This window comes from Streptomyces sp. SM18 (assembly GCF_002910775.2).
GTDB classification, from domain to species: domain Bacteria; phylum Actinomycetota; class Actinomycetes; order Streptomycetales; family Streptomycetaceae; genus Streptomyces; species Streptomyces halstedii.
On the sequence record NZ_CP029342.1, the window covers coordinates 5,976,008 to 6,001,958 of the forward strand.

Annotated in this window: 19 protein-coding genes and 1 pseudogene; 11 read left to right on the forward strand and 9 right to left on the reverse strand. The window is 70.0% G+C overall.

Annotated elements, in window-relative coordinates:
- Window positions 1-270 precede the first annotated feature (270 nt).
- Complete coding sequence (locus tag B9S64_RS26655) at window positions 271-1,173, forward strand: LysR family transcriptional regulator (protein WP_103493716.1); 903 nt, start codon at window positions 271-273, stop codon at window positions 1,171-1,173.
- 60 nt (window positions 1,174-1,233) lie between these two features.
- Here the strand turns inward: B9S64_RS26655 and B9S64_RS26660 are convergent, their stop codons facing one another.
- Together B9S64_RS26660 and B9S64_RS26665 are read right to left on the reverse strand one after the other, a co-directional pair.
- Window positions 1,234-1,779 (reverse strand): hypothetical protein, encoded by a 546-nt coding sequence (locus tag B9S64_RS26660; RefSeq protein ID WP_258038056.1) that lies wholly within the window; start codon window positions 1,777-1,779, stop codon window positions 1,234-1,236.
- Window positions 1,780-1,915: 136 nt separating this feature from the next.
- Window positions 1,916-2,791 (reverse strand): VOC family protein, encoded by an 876-nt coding sequence (locus tag B9S64_RS26665; RefSeq protein ID WP_103493670.1) that lies wholly within the window; start codon window positions 2,789-2,791, stop codon window positions 1,916-1,918.
- A gap of 86 nt (window positions 2,792-2,877) precedes the next feature.
- Between B9S64_RS26665 and B9S64_RS35205 the strand changes: the two genes are divergently transcribed.
- The 5 genes and pseudogenes from B9S64_RS35205 to B9S64_RS26695 all read left to right on the forward strand — a co-directional run bounded on the left by B9S64_RS35205 (window position 2,878) and on the right by B9S64_RS26695 (window position 9,183).
- The gene (locus tag B9S64_RS35205; RefSeq protein ID WP_258038057.1) at window positions 2,878-3,150 is read left to right on the forward strand and encodes an Lrp/AsnC family transcriptional regulator; all 273 of its coding nucleotides are present in this window, start codon (window positions 2,878-2,880) and stop codon (window positions 3,148-3,150) included.
- Between the two features lie 400 nt (window positions 3,151-3,550).
- Window positions 3,551-4,867, forward strand: coding sequence for an acetyl-CoA carboxylase biotin carboxylase subunit family protein (locus tag B9S64_RS26675; protein ID WP_103493671.1), 1,317 nt, complete (start codon window positions 3,551-3,553; stop codon window positions 4,865-4,867).
- Window positions 4,868-4,982: 115 nt separating this feature from the next.
- A complete protein-coding gene (locus B9S64_RS26680; RefSeq protein ID WP_103493672.1) occupies window positions 4,983-7,007 on the forward strand; it encodes a CocE/NonD family hydrolase in 2,025 nt (674 codons plus the stop codon).
- A 283-nt stretch (window positions 7,008-7,290) separates the two neighbouring features.
- A complete protein-coding gene (locus B9S64_RS26690) occupies window positions 7,291-8,163 on the forward strand; it encodes a phosphotransferase enzyme family protein (protein ID WP_181012454.1) in 873 nt (290 codons plus the stop codon).
- 254 nt (window positions 8,164-8,417) lie between these two features.
- Window positions 8,418-9,183 (forward strand): annotated as a pseudogene (locus B9S64_RS26695) (IS5 family transposase).
- Window positions 9,184-9,199: 16 nt separating this feature from the next.
- Here the strand turns inward: B9S64_RS26695 and B9S64_RS34230 are convergent.
- From B9S64_RS34230 to B9S64_RS26715, 4 genes are all read right to left on the reverse strand, one after another.
- Entirely contained in the window at window positions 9,200-9,463 is a 264-nt protein-coding gene (locus tag B9S64_RS34230; protein ID WP_146060190.1) for an SMI1/KNR4 family protein, read from the reverse strand.
- A gap of 835 nt (window positions 9,464-10,298) precedes the next feature.
- Window positions 10,299-10,691, reverse strand: a complete 393-nt coding sequence (locus B9S64_RS26705; protein WP_103493675.1) for a hypothetical protein — start codon at window positions 10,689-10,691, stop codon at window positions 10,299-10,301.
- A gap of 12 nt (window positions 10,692-10,703) precedes the next feature.
- A complete protein-coding gene (locus B9S64_RS26710) occupies window positions 10,704-15,839 on the reverse strand; it encodes a DUF6531 domain-containing protein (protein WP_181012455.1) in 5,136 nt (1,711 codons plus the stop codon).
- A 1,746-nt stretch (window positions 15,840-17,585) separates the two neighbouring features.
- Window positions 17,586-18,635 carry a superoxide dismutase gene (locus B9S64_RS26715; protein WP_258317584.1) on the reverse strand — a complete coding sequence of 350 codons (1,050 nt, stop codon included), beginning with the start codon at window positions 18,633-18,635 and terminating at the stop codon, window positions 17,586-17,588.
- Window positions 18,636-18,909: 274 nt separating this feature from the next.
- Here B9S64_RS26715 and B9S64_RS26720 point away from each other — a divergent pair, with 274 nt between their 5' ends.
- The 4 genes from B9S64_RS26720 to B9S64_RS26735 are packed head-to-tail and all read left to right on the forward strand — an operon-like array spanning window position 18,910 to window position 22,676.
- Window positions 18,910-20,175 carry a beta-ketoacyl synthase gene (locus B9S64_RS26720; RefSeq protein ID WP_103493677.1) on the forward strand — a complete coding sequence of 422 codons (1,266 nt, stop codon included), beginning with the start codon at window positions 18,910-18,912 and terminating at the stop codon, window positions 20,173-20,175.
- Complete coding sequence (locus B9S64_RS26725; protein WP_103493678.1) at window positions 20,172-21,443, forward strand: ketosynthase chain-length factor; 1,272 nt, start codon at window positions 20,172-20,174, stop codon at window positions 21,441-21,443. Before B9S64_RS26720 ends, B9S64_RS26725 begins: the two co-directional genes overlap by 4 nt.
- Window positions 21,440-21,688, forward strand: a complete 249-nt coding sequence (locus tag B9S64_RS26730) for an acyl carrier protein (protein ID WP_103493718.1) — start codon at window positions 21,440-21,442, stop codon at window positions 21,686-21,688. The genes B9S64_RS26725 and B9S64_RS26730 overlap by 4 nt, the downstream gene beginning before the upstream one ends.
- 34 nt (window positions 21,689-21,722) lie before the next feature.
- Window positions 21,723-22,676 carry an aromatase/cyclase gene (locus B9S64_RS26735; RefSeq protein ID WP_103493679.1) on the forward strand — a complete coding sequence of 318 codons (954 nt, stop codon included), beginning with the start codon at window positions 21,723-21,725 and terminating at the stop codon, window positions 22,674-22,676.
- Window positions 22,677-22,717: 41 nt separating this feature from the next.
- On the opposite strand, the gene B9S64_RS26740 is transcribed toward B9S64_RS26735, so the two are convergent.
- The 3 genes from B9S64_RS26740 to B9S64_RS26750 are packed head-to-tail and all read right to left on the reverse strand — an operon-like array spanning window position 22,718 to window position 25,306.
- Window positions 22,718-23,749: an LLM class flavin-dependent oxidoreductase gene (locus tag B9S64_RS26740; RefSeq protein ID WP_103493680.1), complete on the reverse strand. Its 1,032-nt coding sequence runs from the start codon at window positions 23,747-23,749 to the stop codon at window positions 22,718-22,720.
- A 25-nt stretch (window positions 23,750-23,774) separates the two neighbouring features.
- Complete coding sequence (locus B9S64_RS26745; RefSeq protein ID WP_103493681.1) at window positions 23,775-24,521, reverse strand: SDR family NAD(P)-dependent oxidoreductase; 747 nt, start codon at window positions 24,519-24,521, stop codon at window positions 23,775-23,777.
- A complete protein-coding gene (locus B9S64_RS26750) occupies window positions 24,521-25,306 on the reverse strand; it encodes an SDR family NAD(P)-dependent oxidoreductase (protein WP_103493682.1) in 786 nt (261 codons plus the stop codon). The genes B9S64_RS26745 and B9S64_RS26750 overlap by 1 nt, the downstream gene beginning before the upstream one ends.
- A gap of 161 nt (window positions 25,307-25,467) precedes the next feature.
- On the opposite strand from B9S64_RS26750, the gene B9S64_RS26755 reads away from it, so the two are divergent.
- Window positions 25,468-25,899 (forward strand): nuclear transport factor 2 family protein, encoded by a 432-nt coding sequence (locus B9S64_RS26755; protein ID WP_103493683.1) that lies wholly within the window; start codon window positions 25,468-25,470, stop codon window positions 25,897-25,899.
- The last annotated feature ends 52 nt before the right edge of the window (window positions 25,900-25,951 follow it).

Below are 25,951 nucleotides of genomic sequence, written 5' to 3' on the forward strand. Positions count from 1 at the left end.
TCCGGCTCCGGCTCGGCCCGTGATCCGCCGGACGAGCCCGACGGGACTCGTCCGAGGGCGGTGACCAGGAGCGCCCCGAGCGCGAGCACACCAGCCAGCCACAGCACCGACGCCGTGCCGAGGCCGTTCACCGCCATGCCGCCCAGGAAGGCGCCGAAGGCGATGGCCGCGGCGCGTGGACACGGTGTACGACCGGCGCGGACCGTGTCACTGGAGGGAATGACCAGGGCCGTCGTCAGTGCGGGGCCCGGTGCCGGGAAGCGCCCGTCGGTGGGCACCGTGGAGATCCGCGAACTGGAGTGCTTCCTTGTCCTGGCGGACGAACCGCACTTCGGACGGACGGGGGAGAGGCTGTACGTCTCACAGGGCCGGGTCAGTCAGCTGATCCGCGCCTTGGAACAGCGCATCGGTGCCCGCCTGGTGGAGCGTACGAGCCGGCGGGTGCGGCTGACCCCTCTCGGAGAGGCGTTCCTGAGCGACCTCCGGCCCGCCTATGACACCCTGCGCGCCGCCGTGGACCAGGCACGTGCCGCGGCGCTCGGTGGCAGAGGCCCTCTGCGCATCGGCTTCCAGGGGGTGGCGGGTCACGAATTCATCGACGTGGTCCGCGAGTTCGAGGAACGGTGTCCCGGCTGCGAGACCCGCATGACCGAGTTGCCGCTCTCCGATCCCTTCGGGCCGCTGCACCGGGACGAGGTGGACCTCGCGGTCGTCCTGCTGCCGGTCCAGGAACCGGATCTCGTGCTCGGACCCGTCTTCTCCCGTCAGCCGCAGTATCTGGCGGTCTCCCGGCGGCACCCTTTCGCCGGCCGGACCGCCCTGGACGCCGAGGAACTGGCGGATGCACCTCTCATCGGGCTGGGTGCCCCGGCGCCGGACTACTGGCGTGACGTGCGGGCACCCACCCGGACCCCCTCCGGCGCCCCGGTGCCGCGGGGTCCGGTGGTCGGCACGCTCCAGGAGGGCCTGTCCCTGGTGGCGGCGGACCGGGGCGTGATGCTGCTCTGCCTCCCGACCACCCAGTACCACCACCGCCGGGATGTGGCCTACGTCCCGGTGGCCGGGCTGCCCGAGTCCGCGCTCGGCCTGGTCTGGCACGGCGCCCGTGAGAACGCGAGGGTCCGCACCTTCGCCGAAGCGGTCGCCGACGACCTGGTCCGGTTCGGCCTCTGAGGCAGTGCTTTCATGGGTGAACTCGCCGCCACGGCAGCTGAGTTCAGCGCGGCCCTGGCCTCACCGGCGGAGGGCCGCCCGACCGTCGCCGCCCGGCCCGGCCTCGACAGGGCGGCGACGGAGACGGAGAGGAACGAGCCCCGAGGCGGTGGCCGCCCACAGAGCGACGCCGATGTAGAGCAGTTGTTCGGGAATTCTGAACCACAGGGGTACGGCGGGGTCCTCGCCGAGCGGAATGCCCTCGGCGGCGGCGTGGACGTTGGCCGGGAGCAGCAGCACGAACAGCACCGCGAGCCCAAGGCCCGCGGCCGGGCGTGTGGCGGTCCGTACGAGTCCCGCCGCGCCGAGAAGTTCCAGGACGCCGGTCAGCAGGACCACTGCTCCGGGGAACGGTACGAACGGCGGCACCATGGCCGTCAGATCGGCATGGCCCGGCATCACACCGTTGCCGGACGGGGCGAAGTGGGCGGCGGCGGTGGCCACCAGCATGACCGCCATACCGTGGGCGGCCGAGACCCGCCAGGACGCGAACCGGCCGACGCCCAGGGCGCCGAGGCAGCGGAAGGCCATTGCGGAACCGGCGAGAAGCAGCAGAGTGACGAACACGAGATCCTCCGTGGTCTTCCGGGTCTTCCGGATGGTGCGGGTGTTACGGGTGTTGTGGATGTTCCGGGTGTTCCCGTCGTCCCGGCGGGAGCGCGTCCCGCCGGGGGGCCGGAGCCGTACCGGCCGGTGGGCAAGCTCAGCCGGCGCTGAAGAACAGGCCCGCCCCGTACGCGTCGCGTGCGGAGACGAAGAAGCCGTCGGTGGTCGGCCGGGTGGCCGTGCCGCCCCGTTCGACGACCCGGCGGGCGTGGTCGGCGTCCTCGACCACGACGGTCATGGCGGCCAGGTAGGAGGCGGCCGGCGCCGGCTCGCCGGGCAGCACCTCCCCGGCGTCCGACGCCCGGACGACCCGCAGCCGTGCGGCCCCCGTGCCGAGGACGGTGACGGGGCCCTCGCGCCGGGGCGCGGTCCCCAGCAGACGGGCGTACCGGTCGGTCATGGCGTCGTACGCGGTGTCCTCGGCCACGATCAGTACGGCGGCGAGGCCGCGTGCGCCGTTCGGGTGCCGGAGGTGGCGCGGCTGGTGCACGTACCGCCGGGTGAGGTGCTGGGCGACGCCCACGTGGCCCTCCGGCGTCGCGTGCGGGTCCAGGTGCACCGCGCGCGCCCGTACCGTGCGGGGACCCTCGTCGGTGACGACGTCCCGCTCCAGGTCCAGTACGCCCGAGGTGCGCAGACCCGCGTCGCGCAGGCGGCGGTGGGCGGCCCCGGCGTCCCCGGTGTCGAGGTTGAGCACCCGGAAGCCCTCGTACTCGTCCGCGACCGGCCGGGTGTGCCAGGGATCGGGCGCGGTCTCGTCGACGATGCCCAGGAGTTCGATGTACGCGTCGCCGAAGAGCGCGCACCGGTTGGCCGTGCAGCCGGGCACCGGCGCCTCGCCGGGGCGCCCGGCGAGCAGATGGCGGGAACGAGGGCTCAGCGTGAAGCCGAAGGAGGCGTAGGCGCGCTCCAGGCCGTCGAGGTCGCGGGTCAGGATGGCGGTGTGATGGATACCTCGGATGTCGCCTGTCATGGAAGCGATGCTGCACGCGCCCGCCCGCCGGGGTCCGGCTGTTCCGGCCCGCACGCCGGTATCCGACACCGGCCTAGACTGAGCCGGTGGATTCGGTCACCCTCGACCCCGTCGACCTGCGGCTCCTGCACGCCCTCCAGATCGACGGACGGGCCGCCTTCAGCAGGATCGCCGACGTGCTCGGCGTCTCCGACCGCACCGTGGCCCGCCGCTTCGACAGGCTCCGGGCGCGGGGGAGCGTCAGGGTGGCGGGCGTCACCGGCAGCCGGCACACCGGCCACGCCGAATGGCTGGTACACCTGCGGGTCCTGCGTCCGGGGCCGCGGCCCTCACCCGCAGGCCCGACACGGCGTGGGTGACGGTCACCTCCAGCGGCACCGGGATCGTCTGCGTCTTCCGCGTCCCCGGGGAGGGACCGGCACGGGCGGGCGGCCTGCCCGGATCTGGCTGGCTCCGGTCGAGCGTGCGTGCGCATCGCGCGGCCGACACGGGGCACGCGAGCGGCATGCACCGAAACCCCCATGACCGCAGCGGCCCCGGCGGCCACCCGCTTCGGGCCGCCCCGGCGCCCGACCGAATCCGGCATGGCACCGCCCACCCGTGCGGCGAGAACCCGGCCCCGGACGCCCGGCCCGGCGCGGCAGCCGCGCACGCGCCCCCGGCCCGGCGATCCTGACACCAGCCCTCGGGCCGTCACCGGCGCGCCACCGCCCCGTACCGGCCCGGCGGTCCCGGGCCCCCGACCGAAAGGACCACCTCGTGCCCGAAGGGCAGCACAAGAACATCTTCGTCATCGGCCTCGACGACGCGAACCTGCCGACCCTGCGAGCCGTCCCGCACGCCGACACCTACCGCTTCCACCGACTCCTGAGCATCGAGGAACTCCAGGAGGGCGAGGTGTCCGTGCCCGAACTGATGGACCGGGCACGAGCCGTCCTCGACGCCCACGACGGCAGCGTCGACGCCGTCGTCGGCTACTGGGACTTCCCGGTGAGCGTCCTCGTACCGCTGCTCGGCAAGGAGTACGGGGTCCGCACGACCAGCCTCGAATCCGTCGTCAAGTGCGAGCACAAGTACTGGAGCCGCCTCGAACAACGGAAGGTCACCGACGCCCTCCCGCGTTTCGGCCGGGTGGACCTCGACAGCGACGACCCCCGTCCGCCCGAGGGCGTGGCCTTCCCCATGTGGCTCAAACCTGCCCTCGCCTACTCCTCCGAACTGGCGTTCGGTGTCTCGGACATGGCGGAGTTCAGGGAGGCCGTCGAAGCCGTACGCAAGGGCATCGCTCGCGTCGGCCGGCCGTTCGACGCCGTACTGGACATGCTGGAACTGCCCCCGGAGATGCGAGGGGTGGGAGGCCAGGTCTGCCTGGCCGAGGAGGCGATGACCGGACTCCAGGTGGCGGTCGAGGGCTACGTGCACGACGGGGAGGTGACCGTCTACGGCGTCCTCGACTCGGTCAACTACCCCGGCTCGCCCTGCTTCCTGCGCCACCAGTACCCGAGCAGCCTCCCCGCCCCCGTCATCCGCGAGCTGCGCGACGTCAGCACGCGCACCATGCGGCAGATCGGCGTGGACGACGCCACCTTCAGCATCGAGTACTTCTACGACCCGAAGACCGGCGACGTCAGACTCCTGGAGATCAACCCCCGCCACTCCCAGTCCCACGCCGAGCTGTTCGACTACGTCGACGGGGCCCCCAACCACCACCGGATGATCAGCCTCGCCCTCGGTCAGGACCCCTCGCTGCCCGGCGGCCGGGGCCCGTACAGGACGGCCGCCAAGTGGTACTACTGCTGGTTCGGCGACGGCACCGTGCACGAGGTTCCCTCCCCCGAACGGATCGCCGCCATCGAACGCGAGATACCCGGCGTACGCGTCGACGTGGTGCCCGGCGAGGGCCAGAAGCTGTCCACCGTCTCCCAGCAGGACAGTTACAGCTACGAGGTGGCGCACATCTTCACCGGCGGCGACGACGAGGAGGACATGCGCCGCAAGTTCGACCGGTGCGTGGCCGCGCTCGGCCTCACCTTCGACGACACGGAGCCCGGCGGGCACGGCGGCAACCCGGGCTGAACCGGCGGCCCCGTACGACGAAGCCCCCCGTACGACGAAGTCCCGCAGGACGAAGTCCCGTACGAAGACGTCCCGTACGACGAAGTCCCGTACGACGAAAGGAGGTCGCCCCGGCATGCGCTACGTGGACGAGCTGCCCCACGCGACCCAGGAAGAGAAACACGTCACGATCCCGATGAGCGACGGAATCCGGCTCTCGGCCCGGATCTGGCGGCCCGCTTCCCCGGACACCGGACCCGTGCCGGCCGTCCTGGAGTACATCCCGTACCGGAAGAACGACCTCACCTCCACCCGGGACGCCATCCACCAGCCGTACATCGCCGGGCACGGCTACGCGTGCGTACGCGTCGACCTGCGGGGGACCGGCGAGTCCGAGGGCGTGCTGCGGGACGAGTACCTGGAACAGGAGCAGCGGGACGCCGAGGAGGTGCTGGCCTGGATCGCCGCGCAGCCCTGGTGCGACGGCAACACCGGGATGATGGGCATCTCCTGGGGCGCGTTCGCCGCCCTCCAGGTCGCCGCCCGCCGCCCGCCGAGCCTGCGCGCCATCTGCATCGCCTCGTTCACCGACGACCGGTACGCGGACGACATGCACTACCTCGGCGGAGCCATGCTCTCCGACAACCTGGCCGAGGCCGGGACCATGTTCGCCTACGCCACCTGCCCCCCGGACCCGGCCGTCGTCGGCGACCGCTGGCGGGAGATGTGGCGGGAACGACTGGACGCCGCCCGCCCCTGGGTCCTGGAATGGCTCCGCCACCAGCAACGCGACGACTACTGGCGCCACGCCTCCCTCAGCGAGGACTACTCCGCCCTGCGCTGTCCCGTCCTCGCCTCGAGCGGCTGGGCGGACGGCTACTCCAACGCCGTGACCCGGCTGCTCGCCCACGTGGACGTGCCGCGCAAGGGGCTCATCGGCCCCTGGTCGCACAAGCTGCCGCACCTCGGTGAGCCCGGCCCGGCCATCGGCTACCTCCAGGAGGTCGTCCGCTGGTGGGACCACTGGCTCAAGGGCGCCGACAACGGCGTCATGGACGGGCCCGTGCTCCAGGCGTGGATGCAGGAGAGCATGCCGCCCTCGACCGCCTACGAGGAGCGCCCCGGCCGCTGGGTCGGTGAACCCTCCTGGCCCTCGCCGAACGTCGGCGAGAGGGTCCTCCCCCTGCGCCACCACGCCCTGGGCGCGGAGGGCGACGCCCCGGGAGACGGGGTGCACACCGTGCTGTCCCCGCTGTCGGTGGGCCAATTCGCCGGCAAGTGGGCCTCGTACAACGCACCGCCGGACCTGCCCTACGACCAGCGGGAGGAGGACGGCGGCTCCCTCGTCTTCGAGACCGGGCCGCTGTCCGGACGCGTCGAGATCCTCGGCTCCCCGGTCGCCGTCGTCGAGGTCTCGGCGGACGCGCCGGTTGCCCAGCTGAACGTCCGGCTCTCCGACGTCGCCCCGGACGGCCGCTCCACCCGGGTCACGTACGGGGTGCTCAACCTGACGCACCGCGACAGCGAGGAGAAACCCGAACCCCTGGAACCGGGCCGGCGCTACCGGGTGCGCGTCCCGCTCCACGGCGTCGCCCAGGTCTTCCCGCCCGGCCACCGCGTCAGGCTCTCCCTGTCCACCTCGTACTGGCCCCTGGTCTGGCCCGCCCCCGAACCGGTGCTGCTCACCGTGTACGAGGAGGGCAGCACCCTCACCCTGCCCGTCCGCCCGGCCGGCGGCCCCGGCGACACCGCGCTGCCCGCCTTCGGGGAGCCCGAGGGCTGCGAACCACCCGAGGTCACCCGCCTTGGGGAACCGGAGCAGCGCTGGACCGTCTCCCGCGACCTGGTCGACTACCGCTCGGTGCTCGACATCGTGAAGGACCGGGGCCTCCAGCGGTACGAGGACAACGGCATCGAGACCGGACTGCGCGCCCGCGAGCAGTACAGCTGGGTCGGCGAGGACTTCGGCTCCGTACGCGGCGAAAGCGCCTGGGAGATGCGTTTCCGGCGCCCCGGGTGGGACATCCGGGTCGAGACGCGCACCGTACTCACCTGCGACACGGACACCTTCCGCGTCGACGCGACCCTCGACGGATACGAGGACGGGCGCCGCGTCTTCTCCCGCACCTGGAACGAGCGGATCCCCAGAGAGCACGTCTGACCCCGGCCCGCCCGCCCGGCACACCCCCGGCAAACCGGGCCGGGTGGCGCCCGCCGAGGAGACGTGAAGGCGGGTTCCCCGCCCTCGCGGTCCACCGGCGCACGGCACCCGGCTGCACCCACGTCGTGGCTCTCCCACGGCGCGGGAGAGTTCGGTGGCGGGCCCTCTGCTGTGGTCGGCCGAGGAACCGTGGCCGGTGTGCGCCGTGACACACACTGCCGGCGAATCCGTTCCGTGAGCCGAGGCAGGGTAGCTGTCACGTCATCCATGCCAAGATTCGAGGATGGAGATGACCGACGTCACGCGTGCGATCGCGGCTGCGACTTCGGTCGCTGCCTCTCTCGACCTGCCGGCCGACGACGCGATCGTTCTCCACAACTCGAACAAGCTGGCACTGCGGCTGACGCCGTGCGACGTCTTCGCGCGGGTCGCCCCTGTGGGACAAGAAGTCGCACAGTTCGAAGTAGAGCTCGCGCAGAAGCTCGCAGAGGCTGGATGCCCGGTGTGTCCCTTGGAGCCTCGGGCGGACCCACGTGTGCACAGGCGCGATGGCTTCGCAGTGACGCTGTGGACCTACTACGAGCCCGTGACTCCTCGCACCCCACCAGTCGACTACGCCAGGGCGCTGGAGCGGCTGCACGCCGGCATGCGCACGGTCGACGCACCGAGCCCGAGGTTCACGGACCGGGTCGCGGAGGCGGAGGAAGTCGTCGCCGACCCGGATCGCTCGCCGGAACTCGCCGACGCGGACCGCGTGTTCCTGAGCGGCAGGCTCGCAAGCGTGCGACGGGCGATCGAGGATCGCGGCGCCGTGGAACAACTGCTCCACGGCGAGCCGCATCCGGGCAATGTGCTGAACACGAAGAACGGCCCGTTGTTCATCGACCTTGAGACGTGCTGCCGTGGACCCGTCGAGTTCGATCTCGCCCATGTTCCCGAGGCGGTCTGTGAGCACTATCCAGACCTTGACCGAGGGCTGCTCGACGACTGTCGGCAGCTCGTTGCCGCGATGGTCGCCGCGTGGCGCTGGGAGATTCGCGACCAGTTTCCGAACGGGCGGAGATTCGGGGAGGAATTACTGCGCTTGCTGCGAGAGGGGCCTCCGTGGCCGGCACTCGACGCAGTCACCAGGCGACTGGACGGATTTCGGCAGTGACAGTCGTCGGGCTTCGGCTCATCCACCGGGTTCTGTCCGGCGGCCCGAAATGCTGCCTGTGAGAAGCCACCGCCCCCCGGCCTACCAGCGGGTGGAGGCGGGGACCGGGCCCACCGGATTGACTTGTCATCCCGCCGGGCAACGACCAATTCCCTGACTGTGGCGTACCCCGCGCCGCGGCCCACCGCGGGCCCGCAGCCCCGGAGTTAGAGGTCATCTCATTTGGGAGACTCGGTATTCTGTGAGTGTGAGTCATGGCGGGGATCGTTGAGCGGCTGGTGCCGGACGAGCTGTGGGAGTTTTCCAGCGGGTGGTACCGGAGGCGCCGTCGCGGCCGCAGCGCGGTGGTCGGCGTCGTCACGGTGACCAGGAAGTGCTGGCGGCGATCGTCTTCGTGGCCACGTCGGGTTGTACCCGGCAGCAGATACCCTCGGCGTCGTTCGGCCCGTCCGGAGCAACTGCCCACCGGCGGTTCTCGGTGTGGTCGAAGGCCAGGGTGTGGGCGAAGCTGGACTAGTCGCGTTGCGCGATCGACTCGGTGAACATACGGGCCCCGAAAAGGGGGACCTGACAGGTCCGAATCCTGTCGACCGGGGCAAGTACGGCTCGAAGATCCACCTGATCACGGAACGATCAGGTCTGCCCATATCCATCGGAATTTCCGGGGCCAACCTGCACGACAGCCAGGCCCTCATGCCGCTCGTGAAGGGCATCCCACTGATCTGCTCCCGCCGCGGCCGCCGACGGCGCAAGCCCGGCAAGCTCCACGCCGACAAGGGCTACGACTACGCCCACCTGCGGCGATGGTTACGCGAACGCGGCATCACCCACCGCATCGCCCGCAAGGGAGTCGAGTCCTCCCAACGGCCGGGCCGCCACCGCTGGACCGTGGAACGCACCATGGCCTGGCTCGCCGGCTGCCGCCGCCTCCACCGACGCTACGAACGCAAGGCCGACCACTTCCTCGCCTTCACCAGCATCGCCTGCACCCTCATCTGCTATCGCCGACTCACCAGATGAGCCAGCCCAGGCAACGTCAGCGCCCGTGCAAGCCCGCGCCCCACAGAGCAGAGTCCTGCATGGCCTTGGCCCCGCCATCTGCGCTCAACATCCTATAAAGGAACTGCGACATGCCGTAGTCGAAGCGCGTCCAGGTGTCGTCGCCGTGGCTGAAGAGGACCACTGGCCAGTCCTCCGGTGCACCTTGGGTAAGCCAGCAGTACAGGTCACCACCACCATCCGCTCCCCAGGCCACCAGGTCCCCGACTGCTGTATCGATGTCGTTGGGTTTGGTGTCCATCCACGTAGCTCGAGCGTCTGCGGTGATGAACCCCATGCCGCCTTTCGGGGCTCCCGGTTCGTCACAGAGTGACGGTCGAAGGAACCAACACACTGAGATCCAGATCCGACAGGACATCCCCGTATTGCGCGAGGAACGCCTTGAAGTCTGGCGGGAACACGAGTCTCCAGGCCGTTTGCACAGCCTCCCAGTGCACCATTGCCCCTGCTCTGGCCGGGGGCGGCAACAAGCGGCTCAGGCCAGCGAGGCCATCACTGTCAATCATGTCCCTACTCCGTCCCTTCACGGGTCGACTTGCAGCGATGCCGTGTGAGTCGAACCCGGAGGACACCCTAACTGGGCCAAATGAGATGACCTCTTACTCCCAGAGACGCCGCCGCACCCCTCTCTGCCCCGCCGAACAGCCGGTCAGGCGGGGTGCGGCGGCACTCGCCGGTCAGATGTCCCGGAAGACACCGCGCACTTCCATGACCTGCGACGATGCGCGGTTGTACAGCGTCGACCTGCGTCGATCATCTTTCAGATGTCACCTGCGCGTGCACGTTGATGCTGGCGAAAGTCCCAGAAAAGTCCCAGGGGTCCTTGCAGCCCACGACCGTTCTCTGGGCTCCACATGGGCCTTTGCCCTGAGCCGTTGCCGAGGTCTTCCCGGGCCGGTCTCGGGGCTTTCGGGTCCCGCGGTGCAGACAGTTGAGGTCGGTCAAAGAGTGGTTCCCGGGCGGGCAGGGATTCCTGCCGCTGGTTGGTAACCAGCGGCAGGACGGGTGCTGGTGAGTACGACGATTTCCCTCTGCGGGGATGGACGGCAATGCACTGCCGTCCATCCCCGCACCCGTTATTCTCTTCTGGCAGAGGGGAATGCTCCCTGTCCAGGCGGAGCAGCCGTGTCGATGACTGTCTGGAGGTCGAAGACGAGAGCCAGCCAGTACCGTCGCAGAGTCGCGAGTTCGTGGAAGATCTGTCGGGAGATGACTGCTTCCCGCTCCATCGAGCTGTTGGATTCCCGTACAGTCAGAACGACTTGGTAGCGCTCGAACGGGATGCCCTTGTCCTCCTCGTACTCATGCTCCATTTCTAGTTCAAGTGTTGCGTCGCTCAGGCTTACGACGTAATCCGCGGGCACGTTCACGGCTCGCCGCAGCCTCCCGCCACAAGCCAGTGCCACGTCCGCGAGGAGGGCTTCCACAGGGTGACCGGGGTGGATGAAGATGCTGTGGTGGGAGGTCACAGTTCAGCTCCCTCAGGGGTAGGTGATGTCATAGCCGTCGCCGACGATGCGGATGTAGTCCATCCGTCCGGGCGGATTGTTGCGCAGGAACTTACCCAGCCCCTCTTGTGCTGCTGACTCACTCAGTCCGCTCGCGCGTGCGTCGATGATGGCATGCCTGGCCTGGCCCTTCGCCGAGTTCAACTGGTTCTTCACCGTGTTTGCGGCGGCTCCCGGAATCAAGCTCTTGAACTCCGTCGGCACCCCGTTCACTTCGGAGTCGGCGGTCCTCACTCCCGGCACGGTCGACTCCTTGAGTGCCTTCACGTTCTTGCCCTCGGACACGAGGAGTTCGGCGATGCGCCCTTCGGCGTCGTTGAACGCCTTCGCACTGAGGTCGAGTGTGCCGCGCTTCGGCCCCAGACCCCCAGATTTCATGATGGACGTCTCGGTCTCGTACACACTTCGCCGCCACCCGGTCAGTCCTGCGAGTCCGGTGACGGCGAGCTGTTGGGTGAGTTCGTCGGCTGCTTCGGCGTAGAGGTCGGCGAGTGCGTCGCAACCTTGTTGGCGGAGCATGTATTCGGCGCGGTAGAGGCGGTAGGCGGGGCGGACGGGGAGGTACTTGTCGAGGAAGGCGCCGGCGCCGCCGTTCTGGCCGGTGACGGCGTCGTAGGCGTCTCCGAGGAACTGGAAGGGTGCCTTCAGCCCTTGGAGGAAGCCCGAGCCGAAGTCGCCGAGGACCGCGCCTGGGCTGTTGGGGTCTTCGGGGGTGAGACCGCTGGGGTCGGTCAGGAGGGTGGGCTGGTTGTCTGCGTAGGCGTACGGGGACACATAGGGGGTCGAGGCGCTTCGGGCTGCCGGGTCGGTGCTGGTGAAGCGCCCGGTGGCCGGGGTGTACTGGCGGGCGTGGAGGTCGATGTTGCCGGTGGTGGTCTCGTAGCGGGCGCCGGTGTAGGTGGGGGTGCTTGAGGGGGCGCCGCCGGTGACGGTTCCCAGGACGCGGGTGCCGTAGGGGTCGTAGGCCCAGCGCTGGTGGAGGGTGCCGGTGCTGCTGGTGACGTCGAGCGGGGAGCCCTGGGTGTCGTGGTGGTAGTAGAAGACCGCACCTGCACCGGTTCTGGTGGCCGCGGGCTGGCCGAGGGGGTCGTAGCGGTAGGACTGTTTGACGGCCCAGGCGCTGTCGTACTCGGTTGCGAGGATCGGCAGGGGGGCGTTGGGGTCCCACTGGGTGCGGCTGGTGACCGCGCCGTCCTGGAGCGTGGCGACCTGATTGCCGGTCGCGTCGTGGTCGTAGGTGTAGTTGGCGTCCGAGACGGTGGCGGCGGAGATCTGTCCGGCCAGGTCGTAGGTGAAGGTGTCGGCGCCGGCCTTTGTCTGGTTGCCTTCCGCGTCGTACTCGTATGCGGTGGTGGTGGCCCCGGCGGTGGTGGAGGCGAGCTGGTCGGCGTCGTCGTAGGCGTAGCTGGTGGACGTGGTGCCGAGGGTGGAGGTCAGGCGGTTGCCGACCTTGTCGTAGGTGTAGGACGTGGTGCGGGTGGCGGCGCAGCCGGTGATCCAGGGCTGGGGGTAGCAGCCGGAGGTGAGGCGGCCTGCGGTGTCGTAGGTCTGGTCGTAGCCGCCGGTGCCGACTCCGGCCCGGGTGACGTCGACGTGGGTGGGCAGGCCGGCCGCCGAGAGGGTCAGGGCGGTCTTGGTGACTGTCGTGCCCGCCTTGGCGGAGGTGACGGCGGTGACGCGGCCCGCCCGGTCGTAGGCGCGTTCCTCGGTCTCCGTGTTGGGCAGTGCCGTCTTGGTGAGGTTGCCCGCCGGGTCAGAGGTGTAGGTCGTGGTGGCGCCGTCGGCCGTCATGGTGGCGGTGCGGCCGTCGTTGTCGTAGGTGTAGCCGATGGTGTTGCCGTCGGAGTACTTGCGGGTGAGCATCTGCCCGGCGGCGTCGTAGGTGTAGGCGAAGCCGCGGGTCTTGGTGAGGTCGCCGACCGCGTTGTAGACGAAGTCCTCGGTGATCTTCGCGTTGGCGCGGGCGGTCATCTGTCCGGCGTCGTCGTAGCCGAGGGTGACGTCCGGCGTGGTGTCCGAGTAGTCGATCTTGGTGACCAGGCCGCGGACGTCGTACGTCCGGGTGGTGGAGCCGCGGGGCGTCGTCACTTCGACCGGGTTGCTGTCCGCGTCGTACGCGTAGGTCGTCGCCCGGTCCAGGGGGTCGGTGACCGACGTCAGGCGGTGCGCGGCGTCGTAACCGTAGGTGGTGACGTGGTTGTTGGCGTCGGTCCGGCCGGTGACGTTGCCGACCGCGTCATAGCCGTAGGCGGTGGCCGCGCCGCCGGGGGCGGTGACGGTGGTCAGCTGGTCGAGTGTGTCGTAGTGGTAGGTGGTGGCGCGCTGGTCGGCGTCGGTGCTCCGGGTGACGTTACCGGCGGCGTCGTATTCGGTTCTGGTCACGTTGCCGAGTGGGTCGGTGACGGCGGTCGGATTGCCCGACGGGTCGTAGTCGTACGTGGTGGTGTACTGGGCGGGGGAGGCGCCGGTGACGTTGCCTCGCGGGTCGACGGCCGTGGCCTGGCGGCCGTCGTCGTCGTAGGTCCAGCTCTCCTTGTTGCCCATGGGTGAGGTGCTGCTGAGCAGGTTCCCATCGGCGTCGTAGGTGTAGGTGCTGGTCTTGCTCAGCTGGTTGGTGCTGCTGGTCAGCTGGTTGTTCTTGTCGTAGACGGAGAGGGTCGTCTCGCCCGCGGCGTCGGTGACCTTGGTGACGTTGTCGTTGGCGTCGTACGTATAGGCGGTGGTGTGACCCAGTTGGTCGGTGTTCACCAGCGGCCTGTTGATCGCGTCGTAGGTCGTGGTGGTGAACGCGCCGGTGGGACCGGTGACCTTGGTGCTGTTGCCTGCGGCGTCGTAGGCGTAACTCGTGGTATAGGCGGCCGGGTCGTTGCCTGTGATGTTGCCGCGCGGGGAGACGCTGGTGAGCAGGCGTCCCACCTTGTCGTAGGTGTAGGTGGTCTTGTTGCCGGCGGCGTCCGTCTCGGAGGCGAGGTGTCCGGCGGCGCTGTAGGTGCGGGTGACGAAATTGCCCGCCGCGTCCGTCGTCCGGATCAGGTGCCCGGCATCGTCGTAGGCGAATGCCGTGGTGTCGCCCTCAGGGTTCTTCGCGGTGAGGAGCTGTTCCGCGCCGTTGTAGGTGTAGGTCGTGGTGCGGTCCAGCGGGTCGGTGGCCGAGCTGAGCAGCCCTCGCCCGTCGTAGGCGTACGTCGTGGTGTAGGCGGCTGGGTCGGCGTTGGTGACGTTGCCGCGCGGGTCCGTCTTGGTCAGGATCCGCCCGGCCGCGTCGTAGGTGAACGTCGCCTTCTCACCCAGGGGCGTGGTCACCGACGTCCGGTTCCCGGCCGTGTCGTAGCCGTAGGTGGTGACCTTGCCCCGTGGCGTCTTCACGGTATGGACGGCGCCGAGCGTCGTGTACGTGTAGGCGGTGGTGTTGCCGAGCGGGTCGGTGGCCGTCGTCAGCTGGTTGGACGTGTTGTATGCATAAGTGGTCTTGTTGCCGCGGCCGTCGGTGTGGCTGGTGATGTTGCCCGACGTGTCGTAGGTCCAGATCTCCTTGTAGCCGAGCCCTGAGGGCGAACTGCGCGTCAGCATCCGGCCGGCGCTGTCGTATGTCATCGACGTGGTGTTGCCGCGCTGGTCGGTGATGCCCACGGGCCGCAGATTGCGGTCGTAGTCGTAGGTGATGCTCTTGCCGTACGGGTCGATGGTCGACATGAGGACGTTGCCGGAGTACACGTCGGTCCACACGCCGCCGTCGGGCGCCGTGGTGTGGGACTCGCGGCTGCCATCCCAGGTGAAGGTGGTCGTCTTGGTGTTCTGGTCGGTCTGGGTCTTGATCCGGCCGGCGGTGTCGTAGGTGTTGCTGACCTTGCCGCCTGCGGGGTCGGTGTAGGACGACAGCCGCTTGTTTGCGTCATACGTGTAGGAAGAGGCCTTCCCGGCGGGGTCGGTCACCGAGGTCAGCAGACCACCGGTGTAGCCGTAGGACACCGATGTCGTGTCCGGCAGGGCCACGTTGGTCAGCAGCCCGTCGGCGCCGGCCGTGAAGGTCGTCGTGCGTCCGGCGGCGTCCTTGACGGAGGCGAGTGTGCCGGACGCGTACGTCAGGTTCAGCCCCTTTCCTGCCTTGTCCACGACGGAGGTGAGCTGACCACCGCTGGTGAAGGTCCGCTTGGTGTGGTCGGGCGTGGTCAGGGTGTAGTCATGGGTGCCCTTGACCAGATTGGCCGCCGACCCGGCCGGGGCTCTGTATGTCCCGTCGCTGTTCTGCGTGAACACGAACGACGCCCCGTCGTCCGCCCGGTAGGTGGCCCTTCCCGTCGCGACTGTGAGCTTCGAGTCGAACGGTGTCGCCCAGCCGCGGCCCAGCAGGCCCGCTGTGGCCGAGTCGGAACGGTACGTCCGCTCCAGGGCAAGGGGCACACCTGGGCCGACCAGGGAAGCGTCGGTGAGCTGTTCGAAGAACATGCCGGTCGCCGTGTTGACGGGGTCGGCACGGTGGGCCTGCGCGTAGCAGGTGCAGATGCCCGCCTGCGCTCCGGGAATGTCGGGCGTGTAGAAGGCTTCCACCAGGGGGGAGGTGGTTCCGCCCGGACTCGAAGACCCGTCCGTGCCGGTGAGGAAGATCCAGGCGTAGTACTTCTTGCCGTCATCGAGATGCCCCCCGAGCGTGCTGCCGCTCCACCAGAAGCACTGGTCGGCGGGGTAGGCGTTGCCTGGCCACCAGCCGTAGCACCAGGCGCCGTTGTCGAGATAACGGCCCGAAGGATCGCCGGTGGAGCGCTTGATCTCCTGTTGGAGGACGAAGTTCCCCGCCTCGTCGCGGACGTAGAGCCACATCCCGGACACCGAGGAAGCCGTCGTGCCCGTCGGCAACTGCAGTTGCCCGCCGATCGACAACATCGCCGGGTAAGCAGTGGCGTACGCGCTGACCCACGAGGGATTCCCCGTTGCCTGCGCGCCGAACGGAGTCGCCGATCTGTTGGCGGCCGGGCCTCGGTCGGCTGGTTCGGTGGGGCGGGGGCGCGGTGTGCCGGACGGCTTTTCCGCGCGCGGGTCGATGTAGCTGTGCATGGGCGACAGCTCGCCCCGGACCCGCTTCACCTGCTGGCGTCTCTCGGCCAGCGTCATGGCCTTGGGCGGCTTCGGGAGGTCCGAAGCGGTTCTGGCGGCGGCCGTCCTTATGGCAGCCGACGGGGGTAAAGAGGTCTGTTGGCCTCCGGGGGATGCCCAGGAGGGGACGACTCCTGCGACGGCCAGGAGAGCCAGAGCCAGGAGTGTGGTGAGGATTCTTCGCGCTTGTGTGCGCACAGTGCATCACCCGTGAGTAAGTCGTGAAAAGAGTCGGGGTGATGCTTGATCCAAAAATGGATCGAACTAACGCACGACGTGGGATGGGGCTGGATTCCGACGTGCAGCGCCGAACGGTGCCCGGGGTGTCCCTTGGTCACGTGGGCAACCAGGCGCCCCGTGGTGGGTGATTGGCGTGAACACGCCGTCCTGTCCTGGAGGTGGTAGTTGAACACCCGGAGAGCTGTCAGCCAAGCCTGGGTTTCTGTCCGGAGGCCGGCGTGGTTGTGGCGGCCGGCGGGGGAGTGAAAGGTGCGCCTCGTTCGCGGGCCTTGCCTGCTGTCGACCGGAGCTTCGAGCGGCGCTGTGGCTTCGCGGGCCGTGGGCGGCCGGGTGCTGTCAACTGTCGTTGGTCACGCCCTCGGCCGGGCGGTCGGTGCCTACCCCATGGGCCGGCGCGAGGCGGCTGGGGACAGGGTCGGACGCGCCGAGCAACCACCGTCGACGGCAAGGTGCTGAAGGGATCGGCCCCATCTGGCCGCTACTCACAGGCGCCTGCTCTCCGCGGTCACCCACCGTCGTGGCGCAACTCTCGTCCAAGCGGAGGCCGGGCCGGTGATGGGGCTCTCTCGGTACAGCGCGAAGCCGTTGGTGTCTGTGGTCGAGAGGTCACTCCGCACGGGTACGGGGTGTTGTCGCCCGGCGGGCAGGGCTCAATGATGTTGGTCGGACAGATGGTGCGGGGGATGACAGGGAGGGCCGGCGGTCGGAGCCGGCGGGGTGGACCCGATGGGTGACATGCCTTGGGCGGCCTGTTCACCGGCTGTCGGCCATGACGCTCGTTTGACGCTCCGAGCCGCCTCACGCAGGACCAGCTGAGAAATGGTCTCTGACCTAGGCTTTTCCATTAGGTGCTCAGGTCGACATCTTTTCGATGACGCATCATGTGGAGTGCGTGGCGATCCTTGAGCCTGCCGAGAGGGGCCGCTGACCTGCAAGTTTGCCGAGTGTGCATTATGGGCGTTACGTGCGCTAGGTGCGTTATCTTGACGCATATCTGACGCACGTGACGCACGTTTGACGCACGGACGGCGCGCATTCTAATGGGTCGTCATGCAGACTTGGTGACCACGGAGTGGAGCCCTCAGCTGTAGACATCTCGAGGTGGCTGAGGCGCTGGCTGCTGAGCTGTTGGCTGGCCCGGCCCCACCCGCTTCTCGGTAGTGACATTCCGTGAGCTAGGTGGGGGTCCGGCCCATGTTGAGTCAGGGGCCGTATGGGCTCCAGTGCCCGAGAAAGGGCCTGAGATCGTCGGCTCGTGGTTCGGGGATGTCGGGCAGCCGGGACGGTGTGTTCAGCGAGCCGAGGCGCCCCACGCGTGCTGTCGCCCAGCCGATCCATGCTTCGGCTTGGGTCCTGGCCTGACTTGGGGGCATGGTCTCGCGCTTCTGGCGGGCCGCGCCAAGCCAGCAGGTTGGAAAAGGCTCAGTGCCACGCGCCTGAGTTCGTCTGGGCCGGCGTGACGGCTGGAGGGGACGGTCGGTTCCGGATTCCGGTAAACCTCAGCACCCGGGAGTCAGACGGGTCCTAGCGAGGGATGGGGATCGCCATGGCGTTGTATGGCGTCTGCGGAGTCGGTGGGAGAGGGAAGCGGGCGTTGGTGATGTAGAGCCGGTTCCCGTACACGTCGGCCGCGACGGGGGTGTCGAAACGGGGGTCGGTGACCGTACGCACCAGGCGGCCGGAGTGCCCGGTGCGGTCCAGGCGGATGACGGCGAGGTCGGAGACCGTCGGTGCGTAGAGGGTGCTCCCGTGCACGAGGATGCCGTTGGTCGTGCGCAGCCGGGCCTCTCCGAGGTCGACCTTCCGCGCCCGGACCGTCGCGGGATCCACCCGGAACAGGCTTCCTCCTCGGGCGTGGATGTTGACCACCAGCAGCGCCCTGCGGTCCGGCGTGGCCGCGATGCCCGTTGCCGTGAGTCCGTCCAGCGGCCCCTGCTCCCATTCGTCGGACAGCGGCAGCGTCACCACCCCGTCCCGTGGCGGCAGCTCGCCGTCGGGGCCGAGGGGAAGTCCGTAGAGCTGTCCGGCGAAGGCGTCGGTGCACCACACCATGCGGGGGGTCAGGACGACGTGGTCGACGAAGGTGTCGGCGACCCCGACGTCGTACGTCCGGAGCACACGCCCGGTGACCCCGTCCATGACGGTGATCGTCCGTCCCCAGCCTCCCGCGATGAACAGCCGCTGGCGGTCGTCGACCCGGAGGCCGGCAGCGTAGTGTCCTTCGCCGAAGCCGGGGTGAATCAGCGTCCCGTCGCCGGTGGCCAGCCGGACGCGGTAGACGTCCCCGCCGAGCAGGGAGCCGAAGTACGCGTACGGGGCGGGCCCGATTCCGATGCCCGCCGGATGGAACCCGTCCGGCAGGTGCAGGGTCGTGGGCCAGTCCTCCGTGCGCCGCCGCTCGGTCTGCGCGGCGGCTGGTCGCCCGCCGGCCAGCACGGCGGCGCCGAGAGCGGTTCCGATGCCGAGCAGGCGCCGTCGCCGAACGTCCGGACCCGAGCCCCGCACGGTCGCCCGGTCGGCCAGGGGCTGCCCGGCTCTCATCGCGTGCGCGCGTTCTATCGCTTGTCTGTTCATCATCTCCATGAGCGGCACTCTGGTCCTGTCCGCCTGAGAACGGCTCAAGTCCGGCCTCATCGCAGGTCCGCACCACGGTGCTCCGGCGGTCGCCCCGCAGTGCCCTATCCGGCTTCAACCGTCGCTTGAGCCGTGCGCCGCAGCCTGGGCGTCCCGGGGGGCCACTCCCCGCGGGGGTAGCGCAGCCCGAGCGGCGCAGGCGAAAGGAACACGCTGAGATGATCTCCAAGGACCGGAGTGCTCGTCTCCGGAGGGCCTGCCCGGGGGGCCGGCCGTGACGCGCCGTGTGGTCGTCACCGGGATCGGGGTCCGCGCCCCGGACGGAAACGGCACAAAGGAGTTCTGGGAGCTGCTGACCGCGGGACGGACGGCCACACGTCCGATCTCCCTCTTCGACGCTTCTCCGTTCCGCTCCCGGATCGCCGGGGAAGTCGCCTTCGACCCCGTGGCCGAGGGACTCACGCCACGTCAGGTCCGCCGGATGGACCGGGCCACGCAGTTCGCGGTCGCCTGCGCCCGTGACGCCGTCGCCGACAGCGGCCTCGCACCCGGTGAGCTCGATCCGCACCGGATCGGGGTGAGCCTGGGCACCGCCGTCGCCTCCGCCACCAGCCTGGAGCAGGAGTACCTCGTCCTCTCCGACGCGGGCCGGGAGTGGGAGGTCGACCCGGCGCACCTGTCCCCGTACATGGCCGACTACCTCAGTCCCGGCGTGATGCCGGCCGAACTCGCCTGGGAGATAGGCGCCGAGGGCCCGGTGACCATGGTCTCCGACGGCTGCACCTCCGGCATCGACGCGGTCGGACACGCCGCTCAGCTCATCCAAGAGGGCACGATCGACGTGGCCGTCGCGGGCGCCACCGACGCCCCGATCTCACCGATCGTCGTGGCCTGCTTCGACGCGATCAAGGCGACCTCCAACCGCAACGACGACCCTGAGCACGCCTCCCGGCCTTTCGACGGCACGCGCAACGGTTTCGTGCTCGCCGAGGGCGCCGCCGTGTTCGTCCTGGAGGAATACGAGTCCGCCCGGGCCCGCGGCGCGCACGTCTACGCCGAGATCGGCGGATACGCGACGCGCTGCAACGCGTACCACATGACCGGATTGAAGAAGGACGGACGTGAGATGGCGGAGGCCATTCGGACGGCACTGGACCTGGCACGTCTCGACCGCACCGCGGTGGACTACGTCAACGCGCACGGCTCCGGCACGAAGCAGAACGACCGCCACGAGACGGCGGCCTTCAAGCGCGCGCTCGGACCGCACGCCTACGATGTCCCGGTCAGCTCGATCAAGTCGATGGTGGGGCACTCGCTGGGCGCGATCGGCTCGATCGAGATCGCCGCGTCGCTGCTGGCCATCGAGCACGGCGTGGTGCCCCCCACAGCGAACCTGCACACTCCGGACCCCGAATGCGACCTGGACTACGTACCGCTGACCGCCCGGGAGCAGCGGGTGGACAGCGTGCTCACGGTGGGCAGCGGGTTCGGCGGCTTCCAGAGCGCGATGGTGCTGCACACCCCGGAGCTGACGGCATGACGGCGGTCGTGGTCACCGGCCTCGGGGTGGCGGCCCCGAACGGCCTGGGCATCGACACGTACTGGAAGTCGGTCCTAGCGGGCCGGCACGGCATCGGCGAGCTGACCAGGTTCGACAGCACGTCGTATCCCGCCCGGCTGGCCGGACAGATCGAGGACTTCGACGCCGCCGAACACCTGCCCGGCCGGCTGCTCGCGCAGACCGACATCTCCACCCGGTACGCCCTCGTCGCCACCGACTGGGGGCTGGCCGACGCCGGTCTGGGAACCGCTCCGGAGGAACTCGCCGACTACGACATGGGGGTGGCCACCTCCACCGCCCAGGGCGGCTTCGACTTCACGCACCGGGAGTTCCGGAAGCTGTGGACGCAGGGGCCGAAATTCGTCAGTGTCTACGAGTCCTTCGCCTGGTTCTACGCCGTGAACACCGGGCAGATCTCGATCCGCAACGTCATGCGCGGACCGGGATCGGCCGTGGTCGCCGGGCAGGCGGGCGGGCTCGACGCCCTCGGCAACGCCCGCAGGGCGGTACGGCGCGGCACCGCGCTCATGGTGGCCGGAGGGGTGGACTCGGCCCTCGACCCGTGGGGCTGGGCCTCCCAGCTGGCCGGGGGCGGGATCAGCACGGTCCCCGATCCGACCCGCGCCTACCTGCCCTTCGACGTGGACGCCTCCGGTCACGTCCCCGGCGAGGGCGGTGCCCTCCTCGTCCTGGAGGACGAGCGGTCCGCCGCGGAGCGTGGCGCGCCCCGGATCTACGGCCGGATCGCCGGCCATGCCTCGACCTTCGACCCGCCGCCGGGGTCCGGGCGTCCGCCAGGCCTGCGCCGGGCGGCGGAACTGGCGCTGGCCGACGCGGGCCTGACACCGGGCGACATCGACGTGGTGTTCGCCGACGCGTCCGGTCTGCCGGAGCGTGACCTGGCCGAGGCCCAGGCCATCGCCGGGATCTTCGGCCCGCGGAGTGTCCCGGTCACCGCTCCCAAGGCCCTCACCGGTCGACTGCACGCGGGGGGCGGCCCGATGGACGTCGTGACCGCGCTGCTGTCCATCCGGGACGGTGTGGTCCCCATGACCCCGCACACCACGCGCGTGCCCGACGCGTACGGCCTCGATCTCGTGCTGCACGAGCCCCGCTCCCTGCCGGTCGGTGCCGCGCTGGTCCTGGCGCGGGGCAGGCACGGCTTCAACTCGGCCGTCGTCGTGACCAGGGCGAACCACCGACCGCTCGATTCCTCAGCAATAGGGAGAACACTGTGTCGATCATGAACTTCGGCGATTTGAGGCGAATTCTCGTGGCCAGTGCCGGCGAGGAGGAGGTCGCCGAACTGGACGACCGCGCCGCCGACACCGTATTCGCGGATCTGGGCGTCGACTCGCTGGCCTTCATGGAGAGCGTGGCCGCCATCGAGCGCGAGTTCGGCGTGGAGCTGTCCGAGGAGGCGGTCGCGGAGACCCGGACCCCCCGCGAGCTGCTCGACCTGGTCAACAGCGTGTCTGCGAACGCGAGCTGAGCCGCGCGGCTCATCACCAACCGGAGGAGCACCCTTGTCAGCACTGAAGCGGCATCGCGCCGAGCACCGGCTGGTCGTTTCCGCGCCCGCGGCGCAGCTGTACGCCGTGATCGCGGACGTGACCCTGTGGCCGGCGGTGTTCGGCCCCACGGTGCACGTCCGTCATCTGGAGCGCGGCGAACGCGCCGAGCGCTTCGAGATCTGGGCGACCGTCGGCGACGGAATCAGCCGGTGGACGTCCTGCCGCACCCTGGATCCGGCGGGGCTGCGGGTCACCTTCCGACAGGACCACAGCCGTCCGCCGGTCGCGTCGATGGAAGGCGAGTGGACCCTGCGGGAACTGCCCGGCGGCGACACCGAGGCCGTCCTCCTGCACGACTTCACGGTCGTCGACGACGATCCGGAGGCGGTCGCCTGGGTCAACGCGGCGCTGGACCGGAACAGCGAGGCGGAATTGGCGGCGCTCGCCCGGGTCGCCGGGCGGGGGTACCCCGTGGCGGACCTGGTCTTCTCCTTCACCGACCGGCTGGAACACACCGGACCGGCCGCCGAGGCGTACGGGTTCGTCCGCCGTGCCGAGCTTTGGGCGGAGCGACTGCCGCATGTGGAACGCGTGCGGCTCACCGAGGACGCCCCTGGAATCCAGGACCTGGAAATGGACACGGTCACGGCCGACGGGTCGCGGCACACCACCCGGTCGGTGCGGGTCTGCCGGGACCCGGAGTGGATCGCGTACAAGCAGCGGGTGACGCCGGCGCTGCTGGCGGGCCACAGCGGCCTGTGGACGTTCTCCGACGGGCCGGACGGGCCGGTCGCCACCGCCCGGCACACGGTGGCACTCGACCCGGACGGCCTGGAGACGGTCCTCGGCGCGGGCGCCACGGTCGCCGACGGCCGCGCGTACGTACGGGAGGCTTTCGGCCGCAACAGTCTGGCCACGCTGACGAGGGCCGCCGAGCACGCCCGGACCGTCGTCGGCCGACCGTGAGCCGGGTCCCGGCGCCCGCGGTCCGCCGGCGCCGGGACCCGTCAGCCGGCCGTGCCGGAGAGTTCCAGCGCCTCGGCGGCGGCGGCGAGGATCTCCAGCCGGCCGTCCAGGGACGTGGCCGCCGCCGACACCATCACGCCGAGCGTGGTGACACCGGCGTCCGCGTATGCGCGCATCCGCTCGGCGATCCTGGGAACCGGTCCGACCAGGGCCGTGCGGTCGATGAGGTCCGGCGGCACCGCGGCGGCCGCCCCGGCCCGGTCGCCGGCCGCGAGCCGCTCCCGCATGACGGTGATCTCGTCCCCGAACCCCATCCGGCGCGCCAGCGCGCAGTAGAAGTTCCGCTCGAGGTCACCGATGCCCAGCAGGTACACGTACTGTCCGCGCAAGGCGTCCACCGCCGTGTCCGGATCGTCGGCGATCGCGGTGGGCAGGCTGGGCAGCACCTCGAAGCCGCTCATGTCCAGACCCGCCGACCGGCGGCCGCCCCGGATCTCGACCAGGGCGTCGGCGACCGCCTCCGGCGAGGTGAACACCCCGATCCAGCCGTCGGCGATCTCTCCCGCGAGCCGTAGCGCGCGGGGGCCCACCGCCGCCAGGTAGACGGGGACGCGGCGGCCGGGCGGTTCGGTGAGCAGGTGCAGCGGCGCCCCGCTGCCCTCGGCGGACAGCCGGAAGTGCCTGCCCTCGAACGTCACCGGATCGCCCGTCAGCGCCCGCCGCACGATCTCGACGTACTCACGGGTGCGGGCCAGCGGCGCGCCGAAGGGCACGCCGTACCAGCCCTGCGACACATCGGGGTTGGAGACGCCGAGCCCCAGCCGGAACCGACCGCCGCTGAGCGCGTCGAGTGTGGCGGCCGTGAGCGCCGCCATCCCCGGCGGACGGCCGGGGATCTGCATCACGCCCGAGGCCAGGGCGATCGTCGAGGTCTGCCCGGCGACCAGGCCCAGCACACTGGCGGCGTCCGAGCGGTAGCCCTCGGGGGCCAGGACCATGGCGTAGCCCAGCCGTTCTGCGGCGCGAGCCAGGTCGCCCGCCCCCTCGTAGGTCAGGTTTGCGGCAAGTCGCATGCCAACTCCTCGGCAGGGCCGTCGTTCAGATGAGGTGGGCGCCGCCGTCGACCAGCAGCACCTGTCCGGTCGTGTACGTGGACCCGACCAGTTCCAGGACCGCCTGGGCGATGTCCTGCGGCGTGCCGACGCGGCGCAGCGGTGTGGTCTGCCGGACCATGTCCGCGATAGGGGCGAAGAAGGGTTCGTCCCGTGTCCAGGGGGTCTCGACCAGACCTGGTGCCACGGCGTTCACCCGTACCTCCGGGCCGCACACTTTGGCCAGCAGACGGGTCATGTGCTCGATGGCGGCCTTGCTGACGGCGTACGGGATCGAACTGCCGGCGGGGCGGCTGCCCGCGACGGACGAGACGTTGACCACCGCGCCGTTCCCGTGCGCCCTGAGATGGGGCATTGCGGCCACGGTGGTCTGCCAGGTGCCGAAGACGTTCAGCGCGAAGACGTCTCGCCAGAGCTCCGGGGTGGCTCCCTCGAGGTCGGCGTGTGGTACCGGCCGGGTCATCCCGGCGTTGTTGACCAGGACGTCGAGCCGGCCGTACTCCTCGACGGTCCGCGCGACCAGGTGCCGGGCCTGCTCCTCCACGGAGATGTCGGCCCGTACGTAGACCGCGTCGGGCAGGGCGGCCGCCACCTTCCGCCCGTTCTCGACGGAACGGGCGGAGTTGATCACCAGGCGGTATCCGGCGGCGGCCAGCCGGCCGGCCACCGCCTCCCCTATGCCCGAGGAGGAGCCTGTGACCAGCGCGACCGGGGCGGAGTGCGGTGTGTTCATCAGTAGTTGCCCAGTCCGCCGCAGACGTTGAGCGCCTGCGCGGTGACCGCGGCGGCGTCGTCACCGACCAGGTACTCGACCATCGCCGCTACCTCGCGCGTCTCCACGTACCGCTTCAGCGGCACTCGCGTGGTGATGCGGTCGAAGGCCTCGTCCGTGCTCACGTCCCAGATGGCGGCGTAGTGCTCGCGTACGCGCGCGGCCATCGGGGTCTCGACGAAGCCGGGGCACACCGCGTTCACGGTGATGCCGGTGGCGGCCAGTTCGAGGCCGAGGGCCTTGGTGAAGCCGACGACGCCGTGCTTGGAGGCGGAGTACGGGGCGGCGTGGACCACGCCCTGCTTGCCGCCGGTCGAGGCGATGTTGACGATGCGGCCGCGGCCGCGCGCGAGCATGCCGCCGGTATTCAGGACCTCCTTCGTCATGACGAAGACGCTGTTGAGGTTGGTGTTGATGACGTCGAGCCACAGTTCGTCCGGGATCTCGGCCGTGGCGCCGCCACCGCTGCGGCCGGCGTTGTTGACCAGGATGTCCACCGGCCCGTAGCGCTCCACGGCCGCGGCCACGAACGACCGGATCTGATCGTGGTCCGCGACGTCGCAGACGCTGCCGTCCGCGTCGTAGCCTCGCTCCCGGAGTTCCCGGACGCGGTCGGCCAGCTCGTCGCCCTTGCGCGCGCACAGGTAGACCCGTGCTCCCAGCCCGGCCAGACGGGTCGCGATCTCCAGCCCGATACCGCTGCTAGCTCCCGTGATCAGGGCTACGGGCTTGTTCGCCTCAGGCATGGTTCCTCCAGTTTCACTGTGAAGTGGACGTCGGCGACTCTGGCGACGCGGGCTAGAATCCGGCTGGACCACGGCATGAGCCGAAGCGGTCGAGCGGCCTTCGAGCGGGGACCGGCAGCGTGAACGGGAGGAAGCGCACACCGAGCCGCCCGGAGGACCCGATGACCGGCACCACCCACGTATCGACCGACCTCTACACGGAGGTGACCCAGTTCTACGCGCACCAGATGCAGGCGCTGGACGGCGGCCGCTTCGAGGACTACGCCGCCACGTTCACCCCGAGCGGCACGTTCCAGCACTCGCCTCAGGCCGATCCCGCGGTGGGCCGGGCGGGAATCGTGGCGGAGCTGGTCAGGTTCCACAAGCGGTTCGACGACGACCCGGTTCGCCGGCGCCACTGGTTCAACCATGTGGCCCTGACACCACGGGAGGACGGTGCCATCGACTCGACCGTGTACGCGCTGGTGGTCACGGTCCGGCCGGGCGGCAAGCCGGAGATCACCCCGAGCTGTGTCGTGCACGATGTTCTCGTTCGGGAGGAGGGCCGGGTGTTGACCCGCTCGCGCACGGTGACGCACGACCAGATGTTCTGACCGGGGGAGTGACTACCCCGACCGGCGGGCGGCTCGAACGGGCCGCCCGCCG